Source organism: Devosia sp. (assembly GCF_036406155.1).
Lineage (GTDB): Bacteria > Pseudomonadota > Alphaproteobacteria > Rhizobiales > Devosiaceae > Devosia_A.
This window is the reverse complement of the sequence record NZ_DASWVV010000213.1, coordinates 1-18899: the sequence shown is the minus strand read 5'-3', so window position 1 is coordinate 18899 and position 18899 is coordinate 1. Positions and strand designations below refer to the sequence as shown.

The 18899-nt window shown below is 69.6% G+C and carries 17 protein-coding genes; 16 read left to right on the top strand and 1 reads right to left on the bottom strand.

What is annotated here, in order from left to right; genetic code table 11:
- The 9 genes from VGD93_RS15110 to VGD93_RS15070 all read left to right on the top strand — a co-directional run.
- Positions 1-523, top strand: a 523-nt coding sequence (locus VGD93_RS15110) for an HlyD family efflux transporter periplasmic adaptor subunit (RefSeq protein ID WP_395012996.1), incomplete at its 5' end; no start/stop codon positions are given.
- A complete protein-coding gene (locus VGD93_RS15105; RefSeq protein WP_395012995.1) occupies positions 520-1473 on the top strand; it encodes an ABC transporter ATP-binding protein in 954 nt (317 codons plus the stop codon). The genes VGD93_RS15110 and VGD93_RS15105, both read left to right, overlap by 4 nt.
- Positions 1470-2603 (top strand): ABC transporter permease, encoded by a 1134-nt coding sequence (locus VGD93_RS15100; RefSeq protein ID WP_395012994.1) that lies wholly within the window; start codon positions 1470-1472, stop codon positions 2601-2603. Before VGD93_RS15105 ends, VGD93_RS15100 begins: the two co-directional genes overlap by 4 nt.
- A 99-nt stretch (positions 2604-2702) precedes the next feature.
- Positions 2703-3677, top strand: a complete 975-nt coding sequence (locus VGD93_RS15095; protein WP_395012993.1) for a magnesium transporter CorA family protein — start codon at positions 2703-2705, stop codon at positions 3675-3677.
- Positions 3678-3936: 259 nt separating this feature from the next.
- Complete coding sequence (locus VGD93_RS15090; RefSeq protein WP_395012992.1) at positions 3937-4992, top strand: enoyl-CoA hydratase/isomerase family protein; 1056 nt, start codon at positions 3937-3939, stop codon at positions 4990-4992.
- 66 nt (positions 4993-5058) lie between these two features.
- Entirely contained in the window at positions 5059-5358 is a 300-nt protein-coding gene (locus tag VGD93_RS15085) for an STAS domain-containing protein (protein ID WP_395012991.1), read from the top strand.
- On the top strand, positions 5358-5717 hold the full coding sequence (locus VGD93_RS15080) for a response regulator (protein WP_395012990.1): 360 nt from the start codon (positions 5358-5360) through the stop codon (positions 5715-5717). Before VGD93_RS15085 ends, VGD93_RS15080 begins: the two co-directional genes overlap by 1 nt.
- A gap of 25 nt (positions 5718-5742) precedes the next feature.
- Positions 5743-7995 carry a chemotaxis protein CheA gene (locus VGD93_RS15075; protein WP_395012989.1) on the top strand — a complete coding sequence of 751 codons (2253 nt, stop codon included), beginning with the start codon at positions 5743-5745 and terminating at the stop codon, positions 7993-7995.
- Positions 7996-8045: 50 nt separating this feature from the next.
- Entirely contained in the window at positions 8046-8534 is a 489-nt protein-coding gene (locus VGD93_RS15070; protein ID WP_395012988.1) for a chemotaxis protein CheW, read from the top strand.
- On the opposite strand, the gene VGD93_RS15065 is transcribed toward VGD93_RS15070, so the two are convergent.
- A complete protein-coding gene (locus VGD93_RS15065; RefSeq protein WP_395012987.1) occupies positions 8531-8884 on the bottom strand; it encodes a hypothetical protein in 354 nt (117 codons plus the stop codon). The two genes, VGD93_RS15070 and VGD93_RS15065, sit on opposite strands and share 4 nt — an antisense overlap.
- Positions 8885-9047: 163 nt before the next feature.
- On the opposite strand from VGD93_RS15065, the gene VGD93_RS15060 reads away from it, so the two are divergent.
- The 7 genes from VGD93_RS15060 to VGD93_RS15030 form a co-directional block, all read left to right on the top strand.
- Positions 9048-9635: a chemoreceptor glutamine deamidase CheD gene (locus VGD93_RS15060; RefSeq protein ID WP_395012986.1), complete on the top strand. Its 588-nt coding sequence runs from the start codon at positions 9048-9050 to the stop codon at positions 9633-9635.
- Between the two features lie 124 nt (positions 9636-9759).
- On the top strand, positions 9760-11277 hold the full coding sequence (locus VGD93_RS15055) for a methyl-accepting chemotaxis protein (RefSeq protein ID WP_395012985.1): 1518 nt from the start codon (positions 9760-9762) through the stop codon (positions 11275-11277).
- 33 nt (positions 11278-11310) lie between these two features.
- Entirely contained in the window at positions 11311-12168 is an 858-nt protein-coding gene (locus VGD93_RS15050) for a CheR family methyltransferase (RefSeq protein ID WP_395012984.1), read from the top strand.
- On the top strand, positions 12165-13211 hold the full coding sequence (locus tag VGD93_RS15045; RefSeq protein ID WP_395012983.1) for a protein-glutamate methylesterase/protein-glutamine glutaminase: 1047 nt from the start codon (positions 12165-12167) through the stop codon (positions 13209-13211). Before VGD93_RS15050 ends, VGD93_RS15045 begins: the two co-directional genes overlap by 4 nt.
- 92 nt (positions 13212-13303) lie before the next feature.
- Complete coding sequence (locus tag VGD93_RS15040) at positions 13304-13693, top strand: response regulator (protein WP_395012982.1); 390 nt, start codon at positions 13304-13306, stop codon at positions 13691-13693.
- Positions 13694-13776: 83 nt separating this feature from the next.
- The gene (locus VGD93_RS15035) at positions 13777-16293 is read left to right on the top strand and encodes a methyl-accepting chemotaxis protein (RefSeq protein WP_395012981.1); all 2517 of its coding nucleotides are present in this window, start codon (positions 13777-13779) and stop codon (positions 16291-16293) included.
- A gap of 242 nt (positions 16294-16535) precedes the next feature.
- Positions 16536-18899: methyl-accepting chemotaxis protein (locus tag VGD93_RS15030; RefSeq protein WP_395012980.1), on the top strand; the 2364-nt coding region annotated here is incomplete at its 3' end.

Sequence of the window (18899 nt, the reverse complement as noted above, 5' to 3'; positions counted from 1 at the left end):
CGCGACGCTGCGCAGCGCCGAAGCGCAGGTGGCCCAGCTCCAGGCGCAACTGGCCGTGGCCGAGCTGCCGGCCCGCGATCCGCAGCTCCTGGCGGCCGAGGCGAGCCTCGCCGCCGCCCGGGCCGAGGCCGACAAGGCCCGCTCGGACCTTGCCGACCGCACCGTCACGGCGCCGCTCGGCGGGGAGGTCGAGCGCGTCTTCTACCGCGCCGGCGAGGTCGCGGCCGCGGGCGTGCCGGTGCTGTCGCTGCTTCCCGCCGGCGCCCTCAAGGTCAAGTTCTACGTCGCCGAGGCGGAGCGCCCCGGGCTCGCCCTGGGCAGCACGCTGCGCGTCACCTGCGATGGCTGCCCCGCCGGCCTCGCGGCGACGCTCACCTGGCTCGCCTCGGAACCGCAGTTCACCCCGCCCGTCATCTACAGCCGCGACGAGCGCACCCGCCTCACCTTCCTCGCCGAGGCGACGCTGGGCGACGCCGCCGGCATCCGGCCCGGCCAGCCGGTCACCGTGGTGCCGGCGCCGTGAGCGCCGACCCCGTCATCGATGTCGCCGGGCTGACCAAGAGCTTCGGGGCCAAGCGCGTCGTCGACGATTTCGACATCCGCGTGCCGCGCGGCGCCATCTACGGCTTTCTGGGTCCCAACGGCTCGGGCAAGACCACCACGATCCGCATGCTGTGCGGGCTGCTGACCCCCGACGCCGGCGAGGGCACCTGCCTCGGCCTCGACCTGCGCCGCGAGGCCGCGCGGATCAAGGCCGAAGTCGGCTACATGACGCAGCGCTTCTCGCTCTATGAGGATCTGTCGATCCGCGAGAACCTCGAGTTCGTCGCCCGCATGTACCAGCTCGACCGGCGCCGGCAGCGGGTCGACGCTGCCCTCGCCGAACTTGGCCTCGCCGATCGCGCCCGCCAGCTCGCCGGCACGCTCTCAGGCGGCTGGAAGCAGCGGCTGGCGCTCGCCGCCTGCCTGATCCACGAGCCCGGCCTGCTGCTGCTCGACGAGCCGACCGCCGGGGTCGATCCCAAGGCGCGGCGCGATTTCTGGGACGAAATCCGCCGCCTCGCCGGGCGGGGCGTGACCGTGCTGGTGTCGACCCACTACATGGACGAGGCGGTGCAGTGCGACTACATCGCCTACATCGCCTATGGCCGCAAGCTGATCGACGGCCCGGCGGCGGGGATCGCCGCGCGCGTCGGGCTGGTCACCTACCGGGTGGAGGGGCCCGACCTCGCCGCCCTTGCGGAACGGCTGCGTGGGGAGCCGGGCGTCGAGCAGGTGGCTCGGTTCGGCGCCGCCCTGCACGTCTCGGGCACCGACGGGGCGGCGCTCGCCGCCACGCTCGCGCGCGATGCGGCCGCCTCCGGCCGGCACTGGCAGCAACAGGCGGCCGGGCTCGAGGAGGCTTTCATCTACCTGATGGCCGGGGCGCGCGACAATTTCGCCGTCGCCACCCAGGCGCGGATCCCGCCATGAGCGGCTTTTCCCTCGGCCGGTTCGGCGCGGTGCTCACCAAGGAATTCATCCAGATGCGCCGGGACCGCATCACCTTCGCCATGATGATCGGCCTGCCCATCGTGCAACTGGTGCTGTTCGGCTTCGCCATCAACGCCGATCCGCGGCATCTGCCGACGCTGGTGGAGATGGCCGACAACGGCCCGCTCGCCCGCGCCGTCGTCGCCGGCATGCAGAACTCGGGCTATTTCGATTTCCGTGGCACCGTCGCCGGCGTCGCCGCGGGCGAGGAGGCACTCAGGCGCGGCGCCGCCAATTTCGTCGTCGTCATCCCGCCCGGCTTCGAGCGCGACGTCATCCGCGGGCGCAACCCCGAGATCCTCGTCGCCGCCGACGCCTCCGACCCGTCGGCGACCGGGGGCGCCGTGGCGGCCCTGCCGGGAATCGTCGACGTCGCCATCAGGGAAACACTGGCCGGGCCGACACGGCCTTCGGCAGGGGCGGCGCAGCCGTTTTCCGTCGTCGTGCACCGCCACTACAACCCGGAAGGACGGACCGCGACCAATATCGTGCCGGGCCTGCTCGCCATCATCCTGTCGATGACCATGGTCATGATCACCGCCGTCGCCATCGTCAAGGAGAGCGAGCGCGGCACCATGGAGATGCTGATCGCGACGCCGGTGCGGCCGGCCGAGGTGATGCTGGGCAAGATCCTGCCCTATGTCGTCGTCGGCTACGTGCAGACGGCCGTGTTCCTCGCCGCCGCGCGGCTGGTGTTCGCGGTGCCGTTCGAGGGCTCGCCGCTCGCCCTGTTCATCGGCTTCAACATCTTCATCCTCGTCAACCTGGCGCTCGGCTTCCTCATTTCCACGGCGGCGCGCAACCAGATGCAGGCGATGCAACTCAGCTTCTTCACCATCCTGCCCTCCATCCTGCTGTCGGGCTTCATGTTCCCCTTCGCCGGCATGCCCGGCTGGGCGCAGTTCCTCGGCCTGGGGGTGCCGTCGACGCATTTCCTGCTGATCGTGCGCAAGGTCATGCTGAAGGGCGGCGGGCTGGCCGACGTCACGCAGGAACTCGCCGCCCTCGCCCTCATTCTCGCCGTCATCGCCGTCGTCGCCATGCTGCGCTACCGGCAGACGCTGGATTGAGGCGGTCGCGTCTCAGGCTCCTGGGCTGGTCGGCGGCAGCGGCAGACGCTAATGCTATGCTGGCCTGCCCGGCCGGTTTCCGGCCCGAATAGGATTTCCATGCTCCGCGCCTATTCCACTCGCTCCGATTTGCTTGTCGAGGTCGCCAGCCCGCCCGCGACCGCCACCGGAATCGTGTGGATCGATCTGCTGAATCCGACGGCCGACGAGAACGCCAGCGTGGAAGGTCTGCTGGGCATTTCGATTCCCAGCCAGGACGAGATGCAGGAGATCGAGCTGTCGGCCCGGCTCTATCAGGAGGATGGTGCTACCTTCATGACCATGACGGCGCTCGCCAACCTCGACGGCGAGTCGCCGGTCAAGACGCCGGTTACCTTCATTCTCAAAGGCGCGACGCTGGCCACGGTGCGCTGGTCCGACCCGCGCCCCTTCCTCGCCTACCAGACGCGCGCCGCCCGGCAGAAGGAAGCGTTGTCCAGCAATGGCGAGCAGGTGATGCTCGGTCTTCTCGAAGCCCTGACCGACCGCACCGCCGACGCACTCGAAAAGCTGGGCAACGACATCGACGCGCTGTCCCGCGAGGTGTTCCGCAATGCCGGCAACAAGACGCGGGACCTGCAGGCGGTCATCGCGCTGATCGGGCAGAAGGCGGAACTGCTGATCATGATCCAGGAGAGCCTCGTGAGCCTGGGCCGGGTCGCCGCCTACCATGCCGCGCTCGACCCAGCGGCGCGCAAGGGTAGCGCCGCCAAGGAGAGCCAAAGCATGCTGAAGATCATCCAGCGCGATGCGCAGGCGTTGGGCGAGCATTCCAGGGCGCTCACCGGGCGCGTGACATTTCTGCTCGATGCGACCCTCGGCATGATCAACCTCGAGCAGAACCAGATCATCAAGATCGTTTCAGTCGCCGCCGTCGTCTTCCTGCCCCCGACCCTGGTCGCCTCCATCTATGGCATGAACTTCGGGGTCATGCCCGAACTCGCCTGGTCCTGGGGCTACCCCATGGCGCTCGGTCTCATGATCCTGTCGGCGGTGCTGCCCTACCTGTTCTTCAAGCGCAAGGGCTGGCTGTAAGGGATCGCCGGACGTAGTGCATCGGGCAGGGATCGCGGGCCGCAGTCGGCCTTCCCTCCCTCTTTCGGGGCGTCGCTGGCGACGGCGTCAGCCGGCAAATCGCGCCCGTGGCGCGATTTGAGCGAGAGGCCGTGAGAGCGGAGAAACCGATGGGCACGCGCCGAGGCGGGGCCTCGGGCTATGCGACAGGGAACGGGCGCCGCTGCCGGGCCGTTGCATGCCGTGGGCCGGCCATGCCAAATGCACGCATGGAGGCAAGATGAGCGCACAACTCGAGATTTTTGTCGAAGGCCATATGGGGGTCATCGCCCTCAACCGGCCGGAGGCCATCAACGCGCTGAGCCATGGCATGATTGCCGGCATCGCCGCGACGCTCGCCCTCTGGCGCGACGACGACAACGTCCGCGCCGTGCTGTTCGAGGCCCGCGGCAGCCGCGGTTTCTGCGCCGGCGGCGACGTGCGGGCGGCCCGGGAGCTGGTGATCGCCGGCCGGCGGGCCGAGGCGGAGGCCTATTTCGCCGACGAATACGCCATGAACCTGATGATCGCCACCTACGGCAAGCCGGTGCTGGTCATCGCCGACGGCATCGTCATGGGCGGCGGCATCGGCATCGCCGGGCATGCCCGCTTCCGCTTCACCACGCCCGCCGCCCGTTTCGCCATGCCGGAGGCAGGGATCGGCTTTTTCGGCGATGTCGGCGTCAACGCCATCCTCGCCAAGGCGCCCGAGCACCGGGCGCTGCTGTTCCTGCTGAGCGGCGCGCCGGTGGGTGCCGCCGACGCGCTGGCGCTCGGGCTCACCGACTGCGCCGTCCTGCCGGAAAGCCTGCCGCAGCTGCGCGCCGGGCTCGTGGCCGCGGCCGGCACCGGCGATATCGAGCCGGCGGTGGTGGCGCTCATGCAGGCGCTGTCCATCCAGGCGGGAGACCTCTCGCTCTGCGCCCTTGCCGACCGCCTGGCGCCCGCCTTGCAACTGGAGACGGCGCAGCAGATCGTCGCCGCCGTGGCGCGGGCGGGCGCCGGCGACCCGGAGATCGCCGAACTCGCCGCGCTGCTGCGTGCGCGCTCGCCCACCAGCCTCGCGGCCATCCTGCACAGCCACCGGGCGGCACGCAGCCTGCCGGGCATCGCCGAGGTGCTGGCGCTGGACCTCAGGATGGCCCGGCTGCTGGCGGTGTTCCCCGATTTTGCCGAGGGGGTGCGTGCCGTCCTCGTCGACAAGGACCGCCGGCCGCGCTGGACCGCCGAGCCCCCGCTGGCGGCGATCCAGGCCGCCGTGGCAGGTGCCGGCGCCGCGGCGGCGCAGCCGGTTTAGCACTTCGTAAACCGTTCCCGTGGAGAGTGGGGAGCGGGGGAGTCACCCCGGGGGCAGCATTTTCACATGACGCAAGCGACTGCCAGAACCGTCGCCCTGCCGGCGATCGTCGACCTCGATGCGCTCGACGGCGTCCGCGATCAGCTCATCGACGCGGTGGAGTCCGGGCCGGTGCGGGTCGTGGCCGGCGACGTCGAGCGGGTCGCGACCAATGCCCTTCTCATGCTGATCAGCGCCGCGGAATCGGCGCGCCGCAACAACGTCGCCTTCGAGGTCGCCGGGGCGAGCGCGCCCATGCTGGCCGCCATCGAGCGCCTCGGCCTGAGCGAAAGCTTTGCGGAAATTGCCAGGGGGATTGAGGCCTGATGCGCGTTCTGACCGTAGACGATTCCCGCACCATCCTCGCCATGCTGCACCACACCCTCGCCAATGCCGGGTTCGAGGTGCTGCAGGCGGAAGACGGCCAGCAGGGCCTCGACGTGCTCGAGACCGAGAATGTCGACGTGGTGATCACCGACATCAACATGCCGGTCATGGACGGCATCGAGTTCATCCGCCGGGTCCGCGCCACCGGCCGGCACAACAGCCTGCCGATCCTGATCCTCACCACGGAGACCAGCCAGGACAAGCGCGACCAGGGCCGGGCGGCGGGCGGCACGGGCTGGATCGTCAAGCCGTTCGACCCGGAAAAGCTGATCAACGTCATCCACCGCGTCCTGCACTAGCCCAGAAGGGTAAGAACGGACCGCCATGAGCGACCTCGACGATTTCAAGGCCACGTATTTCGACGAATGCTCCGAGCTTCTCACCGAACTCGAAGAGCAGTTTGCCGCGATCGAAAGTGGGGACCGCTCGGGCGACCGCCTCAATGCGGTGTTCCGCGCCATCCACTCCATCAAGGGCGGCGGCAGCGCCTTCGGCTTTTCGGCGCTGGTCGGCTTCGCCCACGCCTATGAGACCCTGCTCGACCACGTGCGGGACGGCCGCGTCGAGCTCTCGGAGCCGGTCACGGTGCTGTGCATCCGCGCCAACGACATCGTCGCCGACTTCGTCGCCGCGGCCAGGGCTGGCGAGGAGCTCGGGGCGGGCTACGGCGCCGACGAGAAGGCCCAGTTCGATGCGCTGACGCGCGGCGACGACGGTGACGACGACGGCGCCCCGATCGAGGAATTCGACCTCGATTTCGTGCCGGTCATGGTCGACCTCGAGCGCGCCGATCCCCCCGCGGGGGTCGCCTTCATTCCCGTCGCGGGGCCCGGCGACAGCTTCGCGGCGCCGCCGCTCAGCGGCGAGCGCGGCCACTGGGAGATCCACTTCACCCCGCACCGCGAACTCTACGCCCGCGCCAACGACCCGTTGCTGCTGTTCCGCGAACTGGCCGCGCTCGGCGACATCCAGGTCAGGGCCGAGTTGCGTCCGATCCCGCCGCTCGCCGACTTCGAGCCGTTCGGGGTGTACTGCTCGTGGCAGATCACGCTCTATGCACCGTCGGCCAGCGAGGCCGAGATCGCCGAGGTGTTCGAGTTCGTCGACGGCAATTGCGACCTGTCGATCGCCCAGGTCGGCCTGCGCATGGCGGCGCCGGCACCGGCAGCGCCGGTGCCTGTTGCAGAGGCCCCCGCGGCGGAGCCGTCCGCCGTGCCCGCCGCCGCGGCAGCCGAGGATGCCCCGCTCAGTTTTGCCGCGCTCGCCGAGGCGCTGCGACCGGCGCCGAAGCCGGCGGTGGACGCGCCGGCGCCGGCCACCGCCCTGCCGCCCCGGTACGGGGGCGGCTATGACGGCGCCAACGACCGCCGCACCGGCCCCGAGGACCGCCGCGCCACCGGCGTGCAGTCCATCCGCGTCGACCTCGACAAGATCGACCGCGTGGTCAACATGGTGGGCGAACTCGTCATCACCCAGTCGATGCTGACCCAGCAGATGGACGAGACGCTGCGGGCCCGCTACCAGGAGCTGGTGCGCGGCCTGGAGGTCTTGGCGCAGACAACGCGCGGGCTGCAGGATTCGGTGATGGCGATCCGGGCGCAGCCGGTCAAGTCCGTGTTCAGCCGCATGCCGCGGCTGATGCGCGAGCTCAGCGCCAGGACCGGCAAGAAGATCCGGCTCGAAACCGCCGGCGAGAACACCGAGATCGACAAGACGATCATCGAGCAGCTCTCCGATCCGCTCACCCACATGATCCGCAATTCGGCCGACCACGGCATCGAGACGCCGGAGGCGCGGCGCGCCGCGGGCAAGCCGGAAACCGGCACGATCAGGCTGTCGGCCGAGCAGGCCGGCGGCAGCATCCTGATCGTGGTCGAGGACGACGGCGCCGGCATCAACCGCGAGCGCGTGCTGCAGGTGGCGCGCGACCGCATGGTGGTCGGCCCCGACCAGCAGCTGACCGACGAGCAGATCGACCAGCTGATCTTCGCGCCCGGCTTCTCCACCGCCGAAGCGGTGAGCGACATCTCCGGGCGCGGCGTCGGCATGGACGTGGTGCTCTCCAATATCAAGAAGATCGGCGGCTCCGTGCATGTGCGCAGCTGGACCGGGCGGGGCACGCGCATGACCCTGCGCCTGCCGCTTACGCTGGCCGTGCTGGACGTGATGCTGGTCAAGGTCGCCGCCTCGCCCTACGTCATCCCGCTGTCCTCGATCGTCGAGACCATCCAGTGTGCGCGCGCCAATTTCTCGCGCATGCCGACCGGCAGCCGGGTACTGCAGGTGCGCGGCGAGTACGTCCAGGTCGTCGATCTGGCGGAGCGCTTCGAGATGCACACCGACGTCGCTGCCGAGAGCCGCTTCGTGGTGCTGTGCGAGGCCGAGGGCGGGGTCAAGATGGCCGTGGTCGTCGATGACATCATCGGGCAGCAGCAGGTGGTCATCAAGAGCCTCGAAGAGAACTTCCAGCGCATCGACGGCATCGCCGGCGGCACCATTCTGGGAGACGGCAGCGTCGCGCTCATTGTCGACGTACAGGGGCTCAGGTCGGGTATCGCGCACAAGAGTGCTGCCTGAGCCGCGCAGCAGGCGCCGCCCGTGAGGGCGGCAAGGAAAGGCAGGGGAACATGGAAGCCCTCGGTTACAAGGACGACATCGGCAACGGCGCGGCATCGGCGGGGCAGAACACGCTGCAGCTGATCGCGTTCTCCATCGGCGAGCAGACCTACGGGGTGGAGATCACCACCGTGCGCGAGATCCGCGCCTGGAACGGGGCGACGCCGTTGCCCAACACGCGCGAGTTCGTGCGCGGCGTCATCAACCTGCGCGGCACCATCGTGCCCATCTTCGACCTCAGGGCCCGTTTCGGCGAGGGGCAGACCTCGCCCACCAAGAACCACGTCGTCGTGGTCATGTCGGTCGGCGAGAAATGGGTCGGCATCCTGGTCGATGCGGTGAGCGACATCCTCACCGTCAGCCGGGACGACATCCACAACGTCCCGGAGGGCAATTCCATCGACACCGAGCTGCTGAACGGCATCGTCACGCACGACAACCGCATGGTCGGCCTGATCGACCTCCACGCCGTGGTGTCCGGCGCCAGGATGGACGGCTAGAAAAGCTCGGCTTCCCCGTGCACGCCATGGGCCGCCGTGCCGGACAGCGCCGGCACGCGCAGTTCGTCGAGCACCAGGCTGGACCAGATTTCGTCGTACACGGAGTCGGGGGCGGTGGGCGGCAGCAGGGCGAACTGGCGGACGGCTAGCGCCATGTTCTGGCAACGCTGCTCGATGCGGTCCTGGCCCTGCAGGGCCGAGATGATCATGGATACCGCTTCCCGCCGCGTCTCCTCGACCGGCCGGGCCCGGTCGGCGAGCACCTCGAGCGCCATGGTTACCCCCTCGACCATCGCGGCGGATTGACGCGCGGTTTCATCCAGCTCGCGCGCGAGTCTTTGTAGCGACATATGGCAGCCGATCCCCGAATTGCTGGGAAGACCCTAGCGCCGATATCTAAATTGCTCCTTGCCAACGCCGACGCCGCCGCCGGGCTCGGGCGACGTGGTTAGCGCTTCACTAAGGATTGGCCGGGTAGGATCGCGGCAGTTCCTTCGAAGGCCCTTCTTGACTATGGCGTTGCCGACTTCCCTGCCTGCCGAATTTGACCGCGGGGTCGTCACGACGGTGCACCAGGGGGACTGCCTGGTCTCGGCCGAGCCCGGTCTCACCTTTTCCACCGTGCTCGGCTCCTGCATCTCGGCCTGCGTGCGCGACGTCGTCGCCGGCGTCGGCGGCATGAACCATTTCCTGCTCGCCGAACCTTCGGGCACCGCGCGCGACCACTATGGCGCGCCGGCGCGCTATGGCGCCTTCGCCATGGAGCAACTGATCAACCAGGTGCTCGTGCGGGGCACGGGGCTCAAGCGCAACCTCGAGATCAAGGTGTTCGGCGGCGGGCTGATCAATGCCGCCCTGGCCGACATCGGAGCCAAGAACATCGATTTCGTGCGCGAGTTCCTGCTCAACGAGGGCTATGCGCCGGTGAAGGAAGACGTCGGCGGCAGCTTTGCGCGGCGCGTGCTGTTCAAGCCGCATTCCGGCCGCGCCTTCGTCAAGCGGCTCGACAATGCGGCAGGGGCAAGCATCGTCCGCCAGGAACTGGCGGTCGCGGTGCGCCGCGCGGTGCGGCCCACCGCCGGCGACGTCGAGCTGTTCTGAGCGCACGGCGCCGGTTGCCGAGAGCTTGCGGCCGCACCTCGATCTACAGCTTTGGTTAACCATTGCGGCTCTAGTTTCGCCGCATGGTCTCCCCCTCCGCCCTCGATTCCGGTAGCGCCGCGCCATGCGCAGCACCCGGCTAGCACTGCTGTGCAGCCTCGCCTGGCTGGGCGCCGCGGCAGCGGCCGGGGCCGCGGTGGCGTTCGCCGGGAGCGGTGTGTTCGGCCTTGCCCTGGCCGGCGTCGCCCTGGGGGCGGGGATCGGGTCGAACCTGGCCCTCGGTTGGCGGGCCGACCGGCAGGCGGCCGCGCGGCTCGAGGCGCTCGGCCGGGCCGTCGGCCTGGGCCCCGGCGAGGTGGCTGGCAGCGAGGCCCTCGTCGCCCGGCTATGTGGCCGGCTGGAGCGGGCCCACCAGTTCAAGGCGGCGTTTTCGGGGCTGCAGCAGCCGGCGCTGCTGCTCTCCCCCGCTGGCGAAATCCTCGGCGCCAGCCAGGGGCTCGTCGCCATTGCGCCGGAGGCGCTCGAAGGCCGGACCGCCGACGCCCTGTTCGGCGACGGCTTCCTCGCAGCGGGCGGCGGCGTTGCCGAACGCGCGCTGCTCACCGCCGGGGGGCGGCGCTTCGAGGCCCGCCGCCTGGACTTGGGCGGCGGCCGCGTGCTGGTCAAACTGACGCCGGTCGGGCAGTTCGTGTCCGACGACGATCTCGACGCCTTTGTCGAGGCCCTCGCGGGCGGACAGACCGGTTTCCGCTTCACGCCGGCCGCCGTTGCCGAGTCGCCGGCGCTGCGGCAGCTGCAGCAGGGGCTCGAGAGCCTCGATGCAGGCGCGCGCCTGCTCGAGCGGCTGCTGGCCGGCGAGCGGCCCGCCCCCGACGCGCAACTGTCCAATGCCGGGTTTGCGCCGCAACTGCGCCAGTTGGGCGACATGATCGGGGTGCTGGCCGACGAGCGCGACGAGGCGGTGGCGGCCCGCGCCGTTCTCGAGCGCAAGACCGCGGCCGTGCTCGACGCCATCGACAGATACAGGGCCACGGTCACCGCCATGGCAGAGCTGGCCGAGACCAGCCGCAACGGCACGGCCGCGGCCGAAGCCGCCCTGCGTACGGGCCGCGAGCGGCTGAGGACGATGCGGGTGCTGCAGCGTGAGGCCGCCGTGCTGGCCGCCGACGCGGCGCTGGCGGCGCAGCGGACCCAGATCACGGCCGAGGGGGTGGAGGCGACAACCGTCGAAATCGACAGGCTGGTCGCTGCCATCGAGGATGTCGGCTTCCGCACCAACCTGCTGGCGCTCAATGCCGCCGTCGAGGCGGCGCGCGCGGGGGAAAAGGGCGCCGGCTTCGCCGTCGTCGCCGACGAGGTGCGGACCCTGGCGCAATCGACGCAGAAGACGGCACGCGAAATCCGGGTGCTGGCCGGCAATAACCGGGCGCAGGCCGAAGACGGCCTCGGCGAGGTCGGCAAGGTCAAGGAGATCCTCGGCGGGCTGAGCGCGCATTTAGAGAATCTAAGCAATGCAACGGGCATGATCGATGGGGCGCTGGAGGAGGGCAGCGGCGCCCTCGCCCGGCTGGACGGTCATGTCGGCGAACTCGGGGACGAAGCAGCGCGGGCGCTGCTGCTGCCCAGGCGGAAGAGCGCCTGATCGCATGGCGACGGCGTGAGCGGGGGGCGGGGAATGGATCCGGGCGAATTTGCGCTCAGCGACCGGGAGTTCAACCGGGTCAAGGCGCGCGTCTATGCCCAGGCGGGCATTTCGCTCTCCGAGGCCAAGCGGACGCTGGTGGTGTCGCGGCTCTCCAAGCTCGTGCGGGCCCTGCAGCTGCCGACGATCGACGCCTATCTCGATCACCTCGAGCGCTGCGGTTCGGCGGAGCAGGCGCAGGATTTCATCAATGCGCTCACCACCAACCTGACGCGCTTCTGGCGCGAGGAGCACCATTTCGACCATCTGGCAACCCATGTCGGCGGGCTGCTGCAGCGGGCGCGTCCCCCGGCCGCCGGCCGGCCCCGGCTGCGTATCTGGTCGGCGGGCTGCTCGACCGGCCAGGAGCCCTACACCATCGCGCTAAGCCTGCTCGCGGCCCATCCGGACCTGCAGCGCTGGGATTTTCGCATTCTCGCCACCGACATCGACACGCGCGTGCTCGCCCGGGCGGCGGCAGGGACCTACCCGGAGTCCGAGCTCAACGGGCTACCAGCGGAACGCGCCCGACTGTTCGAGCGGCCGGGAGACGGCACGATCCGCATCCCGCCGGCAGCGCGGGCGGTCGTCGCGTTCAAGCCGCTCAACCTGATCGCGGCCTGGCCGATGAGGGGGCCGTTCGACGCCATCTTCTGCCGCAACGTGGCCATCTATTTCGACAAGCCGACGCAGGGTGCCCTGTTCGACAGGCTTGCCGCAATGCTGGCCCCCGGCGGCTTCCTCTATATCGGGCACTCGGAAAACCTGAGGTCGGGCAGCACCGGCCTCCGGCTCGTCGGCAAGACCATCTACCAGTCGCCGCCGGCGCTCAAGGCGAGAGCGGCAGCATGAGCATCAGGGTGCTTGTCGTCGACGATTCGGCGCTCATCCGCGAGGTGCTCACCCGCACGCTGGGGCGCGACGGCGACATCGTCGTCGTCGGCACGGCCGAGGATCCGCTCGACGCCCGCGAGAAGATCAAGGCGTGCGACCCCGACGTGGTGACGCTCGACATCGAGATGCCCAACATGAACGGGCTCGCCTTCCTCGACCGGCTGATGCGCCTGCGGCCGCTGCCGGTGGTGATGGTCTCCACCCTGACCAGCAAGGGGGCGAGCGAAACGCTGCTGGCGTTGGAACTGGGAGCGGTCGATTTCGTCGCCAAGCCCAATGCGGAGCTTGCGGGCGGGCTCGAGGCGTTCGGCGAGAACCTGCGCCAGAAGGTGCGCGCCGCCGCGCACAGCGATGTGCGGGGTCGGGCGATGCGGGCGCTGCCGCCGCAGGTGCCGCTGCGCACGGCCGCCGCCCCCCTCGGCTCGGTGATCGCCATCGGCGCCTCGACCGGCGGGGTCGAGGCGATCCGCGTCATCCTCTCGGACATGCCGGCCGACTGCCCGCCCATCGTCATCGCCCAGCACATGCCCGCCGGATTCACCGCCCGGTTCGCCGCACGGCTGGACGAGGTCACCGACCTCAGCGTGCACGAGGCCGAAGATCGCATGCCGCTCGAGGTCGGCCATGCCTACATCGCCCGCGGCGATTACCATCTCAGGGTCGAGCGGTCCTCGGGGCAGCTCAAGTGCCGGCTGATGCAGGACGACCTCGCCTCGGGGCACCGGCCCAGCGTCGACGTGCTGTTCGAATCCGTGGCCAAGGCCGTCGGGCCGAGGGCGGTCGGGGCCATCCTGACCGGCATGGGCCGGGACGGCGCCCGCGGCCTCAAGCTGATGCGGGAGGCCGGCGGCCACACGGTCGGCCAGAGTCGGTCCTCGGCCCTCGTCTACGGCATGCCGCGGGTCGCCTTCGAGGAAGGGGCCGTGGTCGAGCAGGCCCCGGTGGAAGCCATCGCCGCCCGGCTGGTGGCGGCCCTGGCCCGCCTCGGCGCCGCGGCCTGAGCCGGTCCGATTGAGACATTGGTAATGGTTTGACCCTAGGGTCGCTGCTGCGCAACCCGCGCGCGCGGGCAGCTAGAAGGCGAAGCGTCGGTATGCCGAAGGCGAGTTCCATCAATGTCCTGATCGTGGATGACCAGCAATCGATGCGGGGCATCTGCAAGTACATCCTTACCCAGCTCGGCTTCGTCAACATCATCGAGGCCAAGAGCGGCCGCGATGCCCTGGGCAAGCTCGAGAAGTCCAATATCGACCTCATCATCTCCGATTGGAACATGGAGGATGTCGACGGGCTGACGCTGCTGCGCGTGATCCGCAAGCATCCCAAGACGCAGTCGATGCCGTTCATCATGGCCACCGGCCGCTCCGACAAGGAGCAGGTGAAGGAGGCGATCTCCTGCGGCGTCAACAACTACATCATCAAGCCCTTCGATGCCGCGACCATGAAGAAGCGCATCGAGGCGGTGATCGGGGCGCTGTCCTGATCGGCGGGGCGTGCCTGGCCGATTAGGGCAATATTAGGACCCCTCGCGGACAATCCCCCCATCTGGTTCTGGGGGAACTCGTGATGAAATTCGGAGTGATCGGCCGTGCCGTGCATGGCCTGAGGTCGGCGCGACTCGCCTTCGTGCTGCCGGTGATGCTGGCCGGGCTGGCGGCCATGGGCTCGATCAGCGTCGGCATCGTCGGCTACCTGAACGCGCAATCCGGACTCGAACGGGCCAGTCGCGCCGAACTCGGCGTGCTGGCCCAGGCGCGCAAGGATCTTCTGGCGGAACGCCTGCGCACGGTCGTCGGCGACATCGACAATCTTGCCGCCAGCACCGGCGCGCAGACCGCGCTCACCGAACTCAACAATCTGTTCGGGGCGCTCAGCATCGATATCCCGATCGTCAAGGCGTATTTCCAGCCGCAGGGCTCGAGTGCCGCCGAACGCGCCAAGCTCACCGGCACCGGCAGCAAGAGCATCTACGGCTTCCGTCACGAGCCCATGCACGCCTCGGTGGCCTCGATCTGGCGCAATGGCGGCTATGGCGACATCTACGTCGTCGACGGGGAGGGCAACCTCGTCTACTCGGTCACCAAGTCCGATGATTTCCTGCTCAACGTGAAGGATGGCGGGCTGGGCGCCAGCGGCCTCGCGACGAGCGTCAAGGCGGCGACCGCCGCCGGCGTCGGCCGCGCCGTGGTCAGCGATTTCAGCCCCTATGCCTATGCCGGCGGCGCGCCCGCCGTGTTCGTGGCCCAGGCGGTGGCGGCCGCGGCGGCGCCCGACACGGTGGCCGGCGTCGTCGTCATCCGGCTCGATGTGAGCTATTTTGACGCAGTGCTGGCGGCGCGCGACGGACTGGGCGAGACCGGCCAGACCTATCTCGTGGACCGCGCCGGGCAGGTGCTCAGCAACAAGCCGCTGGCGGCGGCGCCGACGGCGCTGGCCGAGACGGTCGACAATGCGTCGCTGATCGAAGCGGTAGGCGGCAGCGCGGCGGCCGAAGCCCGCCTCGTCGCCGCCGACGGCACCGAGTCGCTGGCCGGGGTCGCGCCGCTGGACTTCCTCGGCGCGCACTGGGCGGTAATGGCCGAGCGGTCCGTGGCCGAGAGCCTCGTTGCCGTCGACGCCATGCGCACCGCCATGGTCTGGGGCACACTGGCGATCGCGGGCCTCGCCGTCCTCATCGGCATCCTGTTTTCGCGCCGCGTCATTCGCCAGATCGGGCAACTGACCCGGACCATGCAGGCGCTGGCCGAGGGCGACCACCAGGTCGTCGTCGATGGCGCCGGCCGCGACAACGAGATCGGCGCAATGGCCAAGGCGGTGCAGGTGTTCAAGGAGAACGCGATCCGGGTGGCCGAGATGACCGACGGGGAGCGGGCCGCGGTGGAGCAGAGGCGCGCCGAACGGGCCCAGATGATGGGTGAGTTGCGGCAGGCATTCGGCGACGTGGTCGACGCGGCGGTGGCGGGCGATCTCGGCAAGCGCGTCGAGGAGAGCTTCCCCGATGCCGAACTCAACGCCATCGCCGCCAGCATCAACAATCTCGTGGCAACGGTCGAGCGCGGCATCGGCGAGACCGGCTCGGTGCTGGCCGCCCTGGCCGAAACCGACCTGACGCGGCGCGTCGAGGGCGACTACGAGGGCGCCTTCGCCCGGCTCAAGGCCGATACCAACGCGGTGGCCGACAAATTGAGCGACATCATCGGCCAGCTCAAGGACACGTCGCGCTCGCTGAAGACGGCGACCGGCGAGATCCTGTCCGGGGCCAACGACCTGTCGGAACGCACCACCCGGCAGGCCGCGACGATCGAGGAAACCTCGGCGACCATGGAGCAGCTGGCCGCCACGGTGCTCGAGAACGCCAAGCGTGCCGAAGAAGCCAGCGTCAGTGCTGCGGAGGTCAGCCGCACGGCCGATGCCGGCGGCCAGGTCATGCGCGCCGCCACCGAGGCGATGGAACGCATCACCAGCTCTTCGGGCAAGATCTCCAACATCATCGGGCTGATCGACGACATCGCCTTCCAGACCAATCTGCTGGCCCTCAACGCCTCGGTCGAGGCGGCGCGCGCCGGCGAGGCCGGCAAGGGCTTCGCCGTGGTGGCGGTCGAGGTGCGTCGGCTGGCGCAGTCGGCGGCGGAGGCCAGTGGCGAGGTCAAGGCGCTGATCGAGCAGAGCACCGGCGAGGTCAAGGGTGGCTCGAAGCTGGTGACGGAGGCGGCGGGGCAGCTGCACACCATGCTCGAGGGGGCCCGGCGCAACCGCGAGCTGCTCGAGGGGATCGCCGGGGAGAGCCGCGCGCAGGCCTCGGCGATCGAGGAGGTGACCACGGCGGTGCGCCAGCTCGACGAGATGACCCAGCACAACGCCGCCCTCGTCGAGGAGATCAACGCCGCCATCGAGCAGACCGAGGCGCAGGCCGGGGATCTCGACGGCATCGTCGACGTCTTTACCCTCGCCGCCGCGGCCGGGCGCGCCGAAGCGCCGTTGCCGCACGTCCAGGATGCCCGGGCCCTGCGCCACCGGGCCGAGCTCGCCGCCCGCGCCTTTCCCAGCCGCGGCAACCTTGCCATCGACATCGACCGGGCCTAGCGCCCGGTCGCCGTCGCTGGCGCGGGGTGTAAGGCGAAATTAACCCTGCGCCGGTAGCGTTTCAGAAATCGTCTTCTGCGGCCTTTTTGGGGGGGCTGGCAGGTGCGACGGGCGCAGCCTCGGCCGCGCGCCGCCCTCTGCTGTTTACAGCGTCCCCGGCGCCGCCTGCTGGAGCAAGCGCCATGGGGAAATTCCCGCGTCTTCTGCCTCGTTTCGGTTTCCGCCAAGGTTCTGCGCTGCGCTTGCCGAAGCTCGCCTTCCTGCCCAATACGAAGATTGCCGTGAAGCTGCCCGTGGTGGTGGTGGGCATGGCGATGCTGTTCGGGCTGGGGGTGGGCGTCGCCGCCTATCTCATCAGCCTGCAGACCGTGCAGGAGCAGCGCGAGGCAGCCCTCGATGCCGCGGTGCAGGCCGGCTACGACCAGCTCACCACCTATTTCCGCGAGGTCGAAACCGACATCAAGCTGCTGGCGCGGCGCTCCGACACCGTCAATGCGCTCGAATTCTTCAGCTATGCCGCGACCCAGGACGACCTGTCCGGCAAGTCGGCCGAGACGCTGCGGCAGGCCTATCTGGCCGACAACCCGAACGACGCTGCCAACCGCTTCAAGCTCGACAGCGCCAACCGTCCCAACAATGCCTATGACATCCAGCACGGACGCTTCCATGCGGTCTTCCGCTCGCTGATGCTGGCGCACGGCTATGCCGACGTGATGCTGTTCGATTACGCCGGCACCATGGTCTACTCGGCCGCCAAGCGCGACGATTTCGCGCTTGGCGCCGGCCCCGGCGGCGCCCTCGAGCGGACCGGCCTCGGCGCTGCCTTCAAGGCCGCGGCCGCCTCGCCCGAGGGTATCGTCAAGTACCTCGACTTTGCCGCCTATGAGCCGGTGGGCGGCGTGGCGCAGAGCTTCATCGCCGCGCCGGTGTACAAGGGACCGCTGGTGATCGGCGTGCTGGTCTTTGCCGTACCTGCCGACGGCCTGTCGGGCAAACTGCAGGGCGCGCGCGGCCTGGGCAAGACCGGCGAGGTGCTGCTGGTCGGCACCGATGGCCTGCTGCGCTCCGAGTCGCGCTTTTCCGAGGGCAACGACGTGCTGACCACGAAGCTCGACCTCGTGGCGGTCACCGCCGGCGCGGCGGACAGCTATCGCGGCGTGCCGCTGACGGTGTCGAGCGTGTCCTTCGTCTTCAAGGGCGTCAAATGGCAGATCGTGGCGCTGCAATCCACCGAGGAAGTGTTCGCGCCGGTCACCGAGATGCGCAACATGATGCTGATCGTCGCCGGTGCCATGCTGGCGGTGGCGGCGCTGGTGGGGTTCGGCGTGTCGCGCTCGATCTCGGCGCCGATCGCGCGGCTGACGGCAACCATGCAGGCGCTCGCCGCCGGCGATCTCGACGTCGACATCCAGGACACGGCGCGCCGGGATGAGCCGGGACAGATGGCGCAGGCGGTCGAGGTCTTCCGCGAGAGCGGCCGCAAGGTCGCGCAACTCACCGAGGCGGAGGCGGCCCGCATCATCCGCGACCAGGAGGCGCGCACCCGGATGATGGGCGATCTGCAGCAGGCCTTCGGCGCGGTGGTCGACGCGGCGGTGGCGGGGGATCTCGGCAAGCGCGTCGAGGAGAGCTTCCCCGATGCCGAACTCAACGCCATCGCCGCCAGCATCAACAATCTGGTGGCGACGGTCGAGCGCGGTATCGGCGAGACCGGCTCGGTGCTGGCCGCCCTGGCCGAGACCGACCTGACGCGGCGCGTCGAGGGCGACTACGAGGGCGCCTTCGCCCGGCTCAAGGCCGACACCAACGCGGTGGCCGACAAGCTGAGCGACATCGTCGGCCAGCTCAAGCAGACCTCGCGCTCGCTGAAGACGGCGACCGGCGAAATCCTGTCCGGGGCCAACGACCTGTCGGAACGCACCACCAAGCAGGCCGCGACGATCGAGGAAACCTCGGCGACCATGGAGCAACTCGCCGCCACCGTGGCGCAGAACGCCGACCGCGCCCGGGACGCCAGCCAGTCGGCCGGCACCGTCACCCGTACCGCCGAGGAGGGCGGGGCGGTGATGCACCAGGCGACGGCCGCCATGGAGCGGATCACGACGTCATCCGACAAGATCTCCAACATCATCGGCATGATCGACGACATCGCCTTCCAGACCAATCTGCTGGCCCTCAACGCCTCGGTCGAGGCGGCGCGCGCCGGCGATGCCGGCAAGGGCTTTGCCGTGGTGGCGGTCGAGGTGCGCCGGCTGGCGCAGTCGGCGGCCAACGCCTCGGCCGAGGTCAAGGCGCTGATCGAGCAGAGCACCGGCGAGGTCAAGATCGGCTCGAAGCTGGTCGACGACGCCGCGGCCAAGCTGCAGGCCATGCTGGCGGCCGCCCGGTCGAGCAACGAACTGATGGACGGGATCGCCCGTGACAGCCGTGAACAGGCCGCCTCCATCGAGGAGGTGACGGGTGCGGTGCGCCAGCTCGACGAGATGACGCAGCACAACGCCGCCCTGGTCGAGGAGATCAACGCCGCCATCGAACAGACCGAGGCGCAAGCCAGCGAACTCGACGGCATCGTCGACGTCTTCACCACGGGAGGCACGGCGCCGGCA

What these genes read in the sequence shown, in the direction of transcription:
- VGD93_RS15100 (WP_395012994.1), top strand. Translation starts at nt 1,470, where the DNA reads ATGAGCGGCTTTTCCCTCGGCCGGTTCGGCGCGGTGCTCACCAAGGAA.
- VGD93_RS15095 (WP_395012993.1), top strand. Translation starts at nt 2,703, where the DNA reads ATGCTCCGCGCCTATTCCACTCGCTCCGATTTGCTTGTCGAGGTCGCC.
- VGD93_RS15090 (WP_395012992.1), top strand. Translation starts at nt 3,937, where the DNA reads ATGAGCGCACAACTCGAGATTTTTGTCGAAGGCCATATGGGGGTCATC.
- VGD93_RS15085 (WP_395012991.1), top strand. Translation starts at nt 5,059, where the DNA reads ATGACGCAAGCGACTGCCAGAACCGTCGCCCTGCCGGCGATCGTCGAC.
- VGD93_RS15080 (WP_395012990.1), top strand. Translation starts at nt 5,358, where the DNA reads ATGCGCGTTCTGACCGTAGACGATTCCCGCACCATCCTCGCCATGCTG.
- VGD93_RS15075 (WP_395012989.1), top strand. Translation starts at nt 5,743, where the DNA reads ATGAGCGACCTCGACGATTTCAAGGCCACGTATTTCGACGAATGCTCC.
- VGD93_RS15070 (WP_395012988.1), top strand. Translation starts at nt 8,046, where the DNA reads ATGGAAGCCCTCGGTTACAAGGACGACATCGGCAACGGCGCGGCATCG.
- VGD93_RS15065 (WP_395012987.1), bottom strand. Translation starts at nt 8,884, where the DNA reads ATGTCGCTACAAAGACTCGCGCGCGAGCTGGATGAAACCGCGCGTCAA.
- VGD93_RS15060 (WP_395012986.1), top strand. Translation starts at nt 9,048, where the DNA reads ATGGCGTTGCCGACTTCCCTGCCTGCCGAATTTGACCGCGGGGTCGTC.
- VGD93_RS15055 (WP_395012985.1), top strand. Translation starts at nt 9,760, where the DNA reads ATGCGCAGCACCCGGCTAGCACTGCTGTGCAGCCTCGCCTGGCTGGGC.
- VGD93_RS15050 (WP_395012984.1), top strand. Translation starts at nt 11,311, where the DNA reads ATGGATCCGGGCGAATTTGCGCTCAGCGACCGGGAGTTCAACCGGGTC.
- VGD93_RS15045 (WP_395012983.1), top strand. Translation starts at nt 12,165, where the DNA reads ATGAGCATCAGGGTGCTTGTCGTCGACGATTCGGCGCTCATCCGCGAG.
- VGD93_RS15040 (WP_395012982.1), top strand. Translation starts at nt 13,304, where the DNA reads ATGCCGAAGGCGAGTTCCATCAATGTCCTGATCGTGGATGACCAGCAA.
- VGD93_RS15035 (WP_395012981.1), top strand. Translation starts at nt 13,777, where the DNA reads ATGAAATTCGGAGTGATCGGCCGTGCCGTGCATGGCCTGAGGTCGGCG.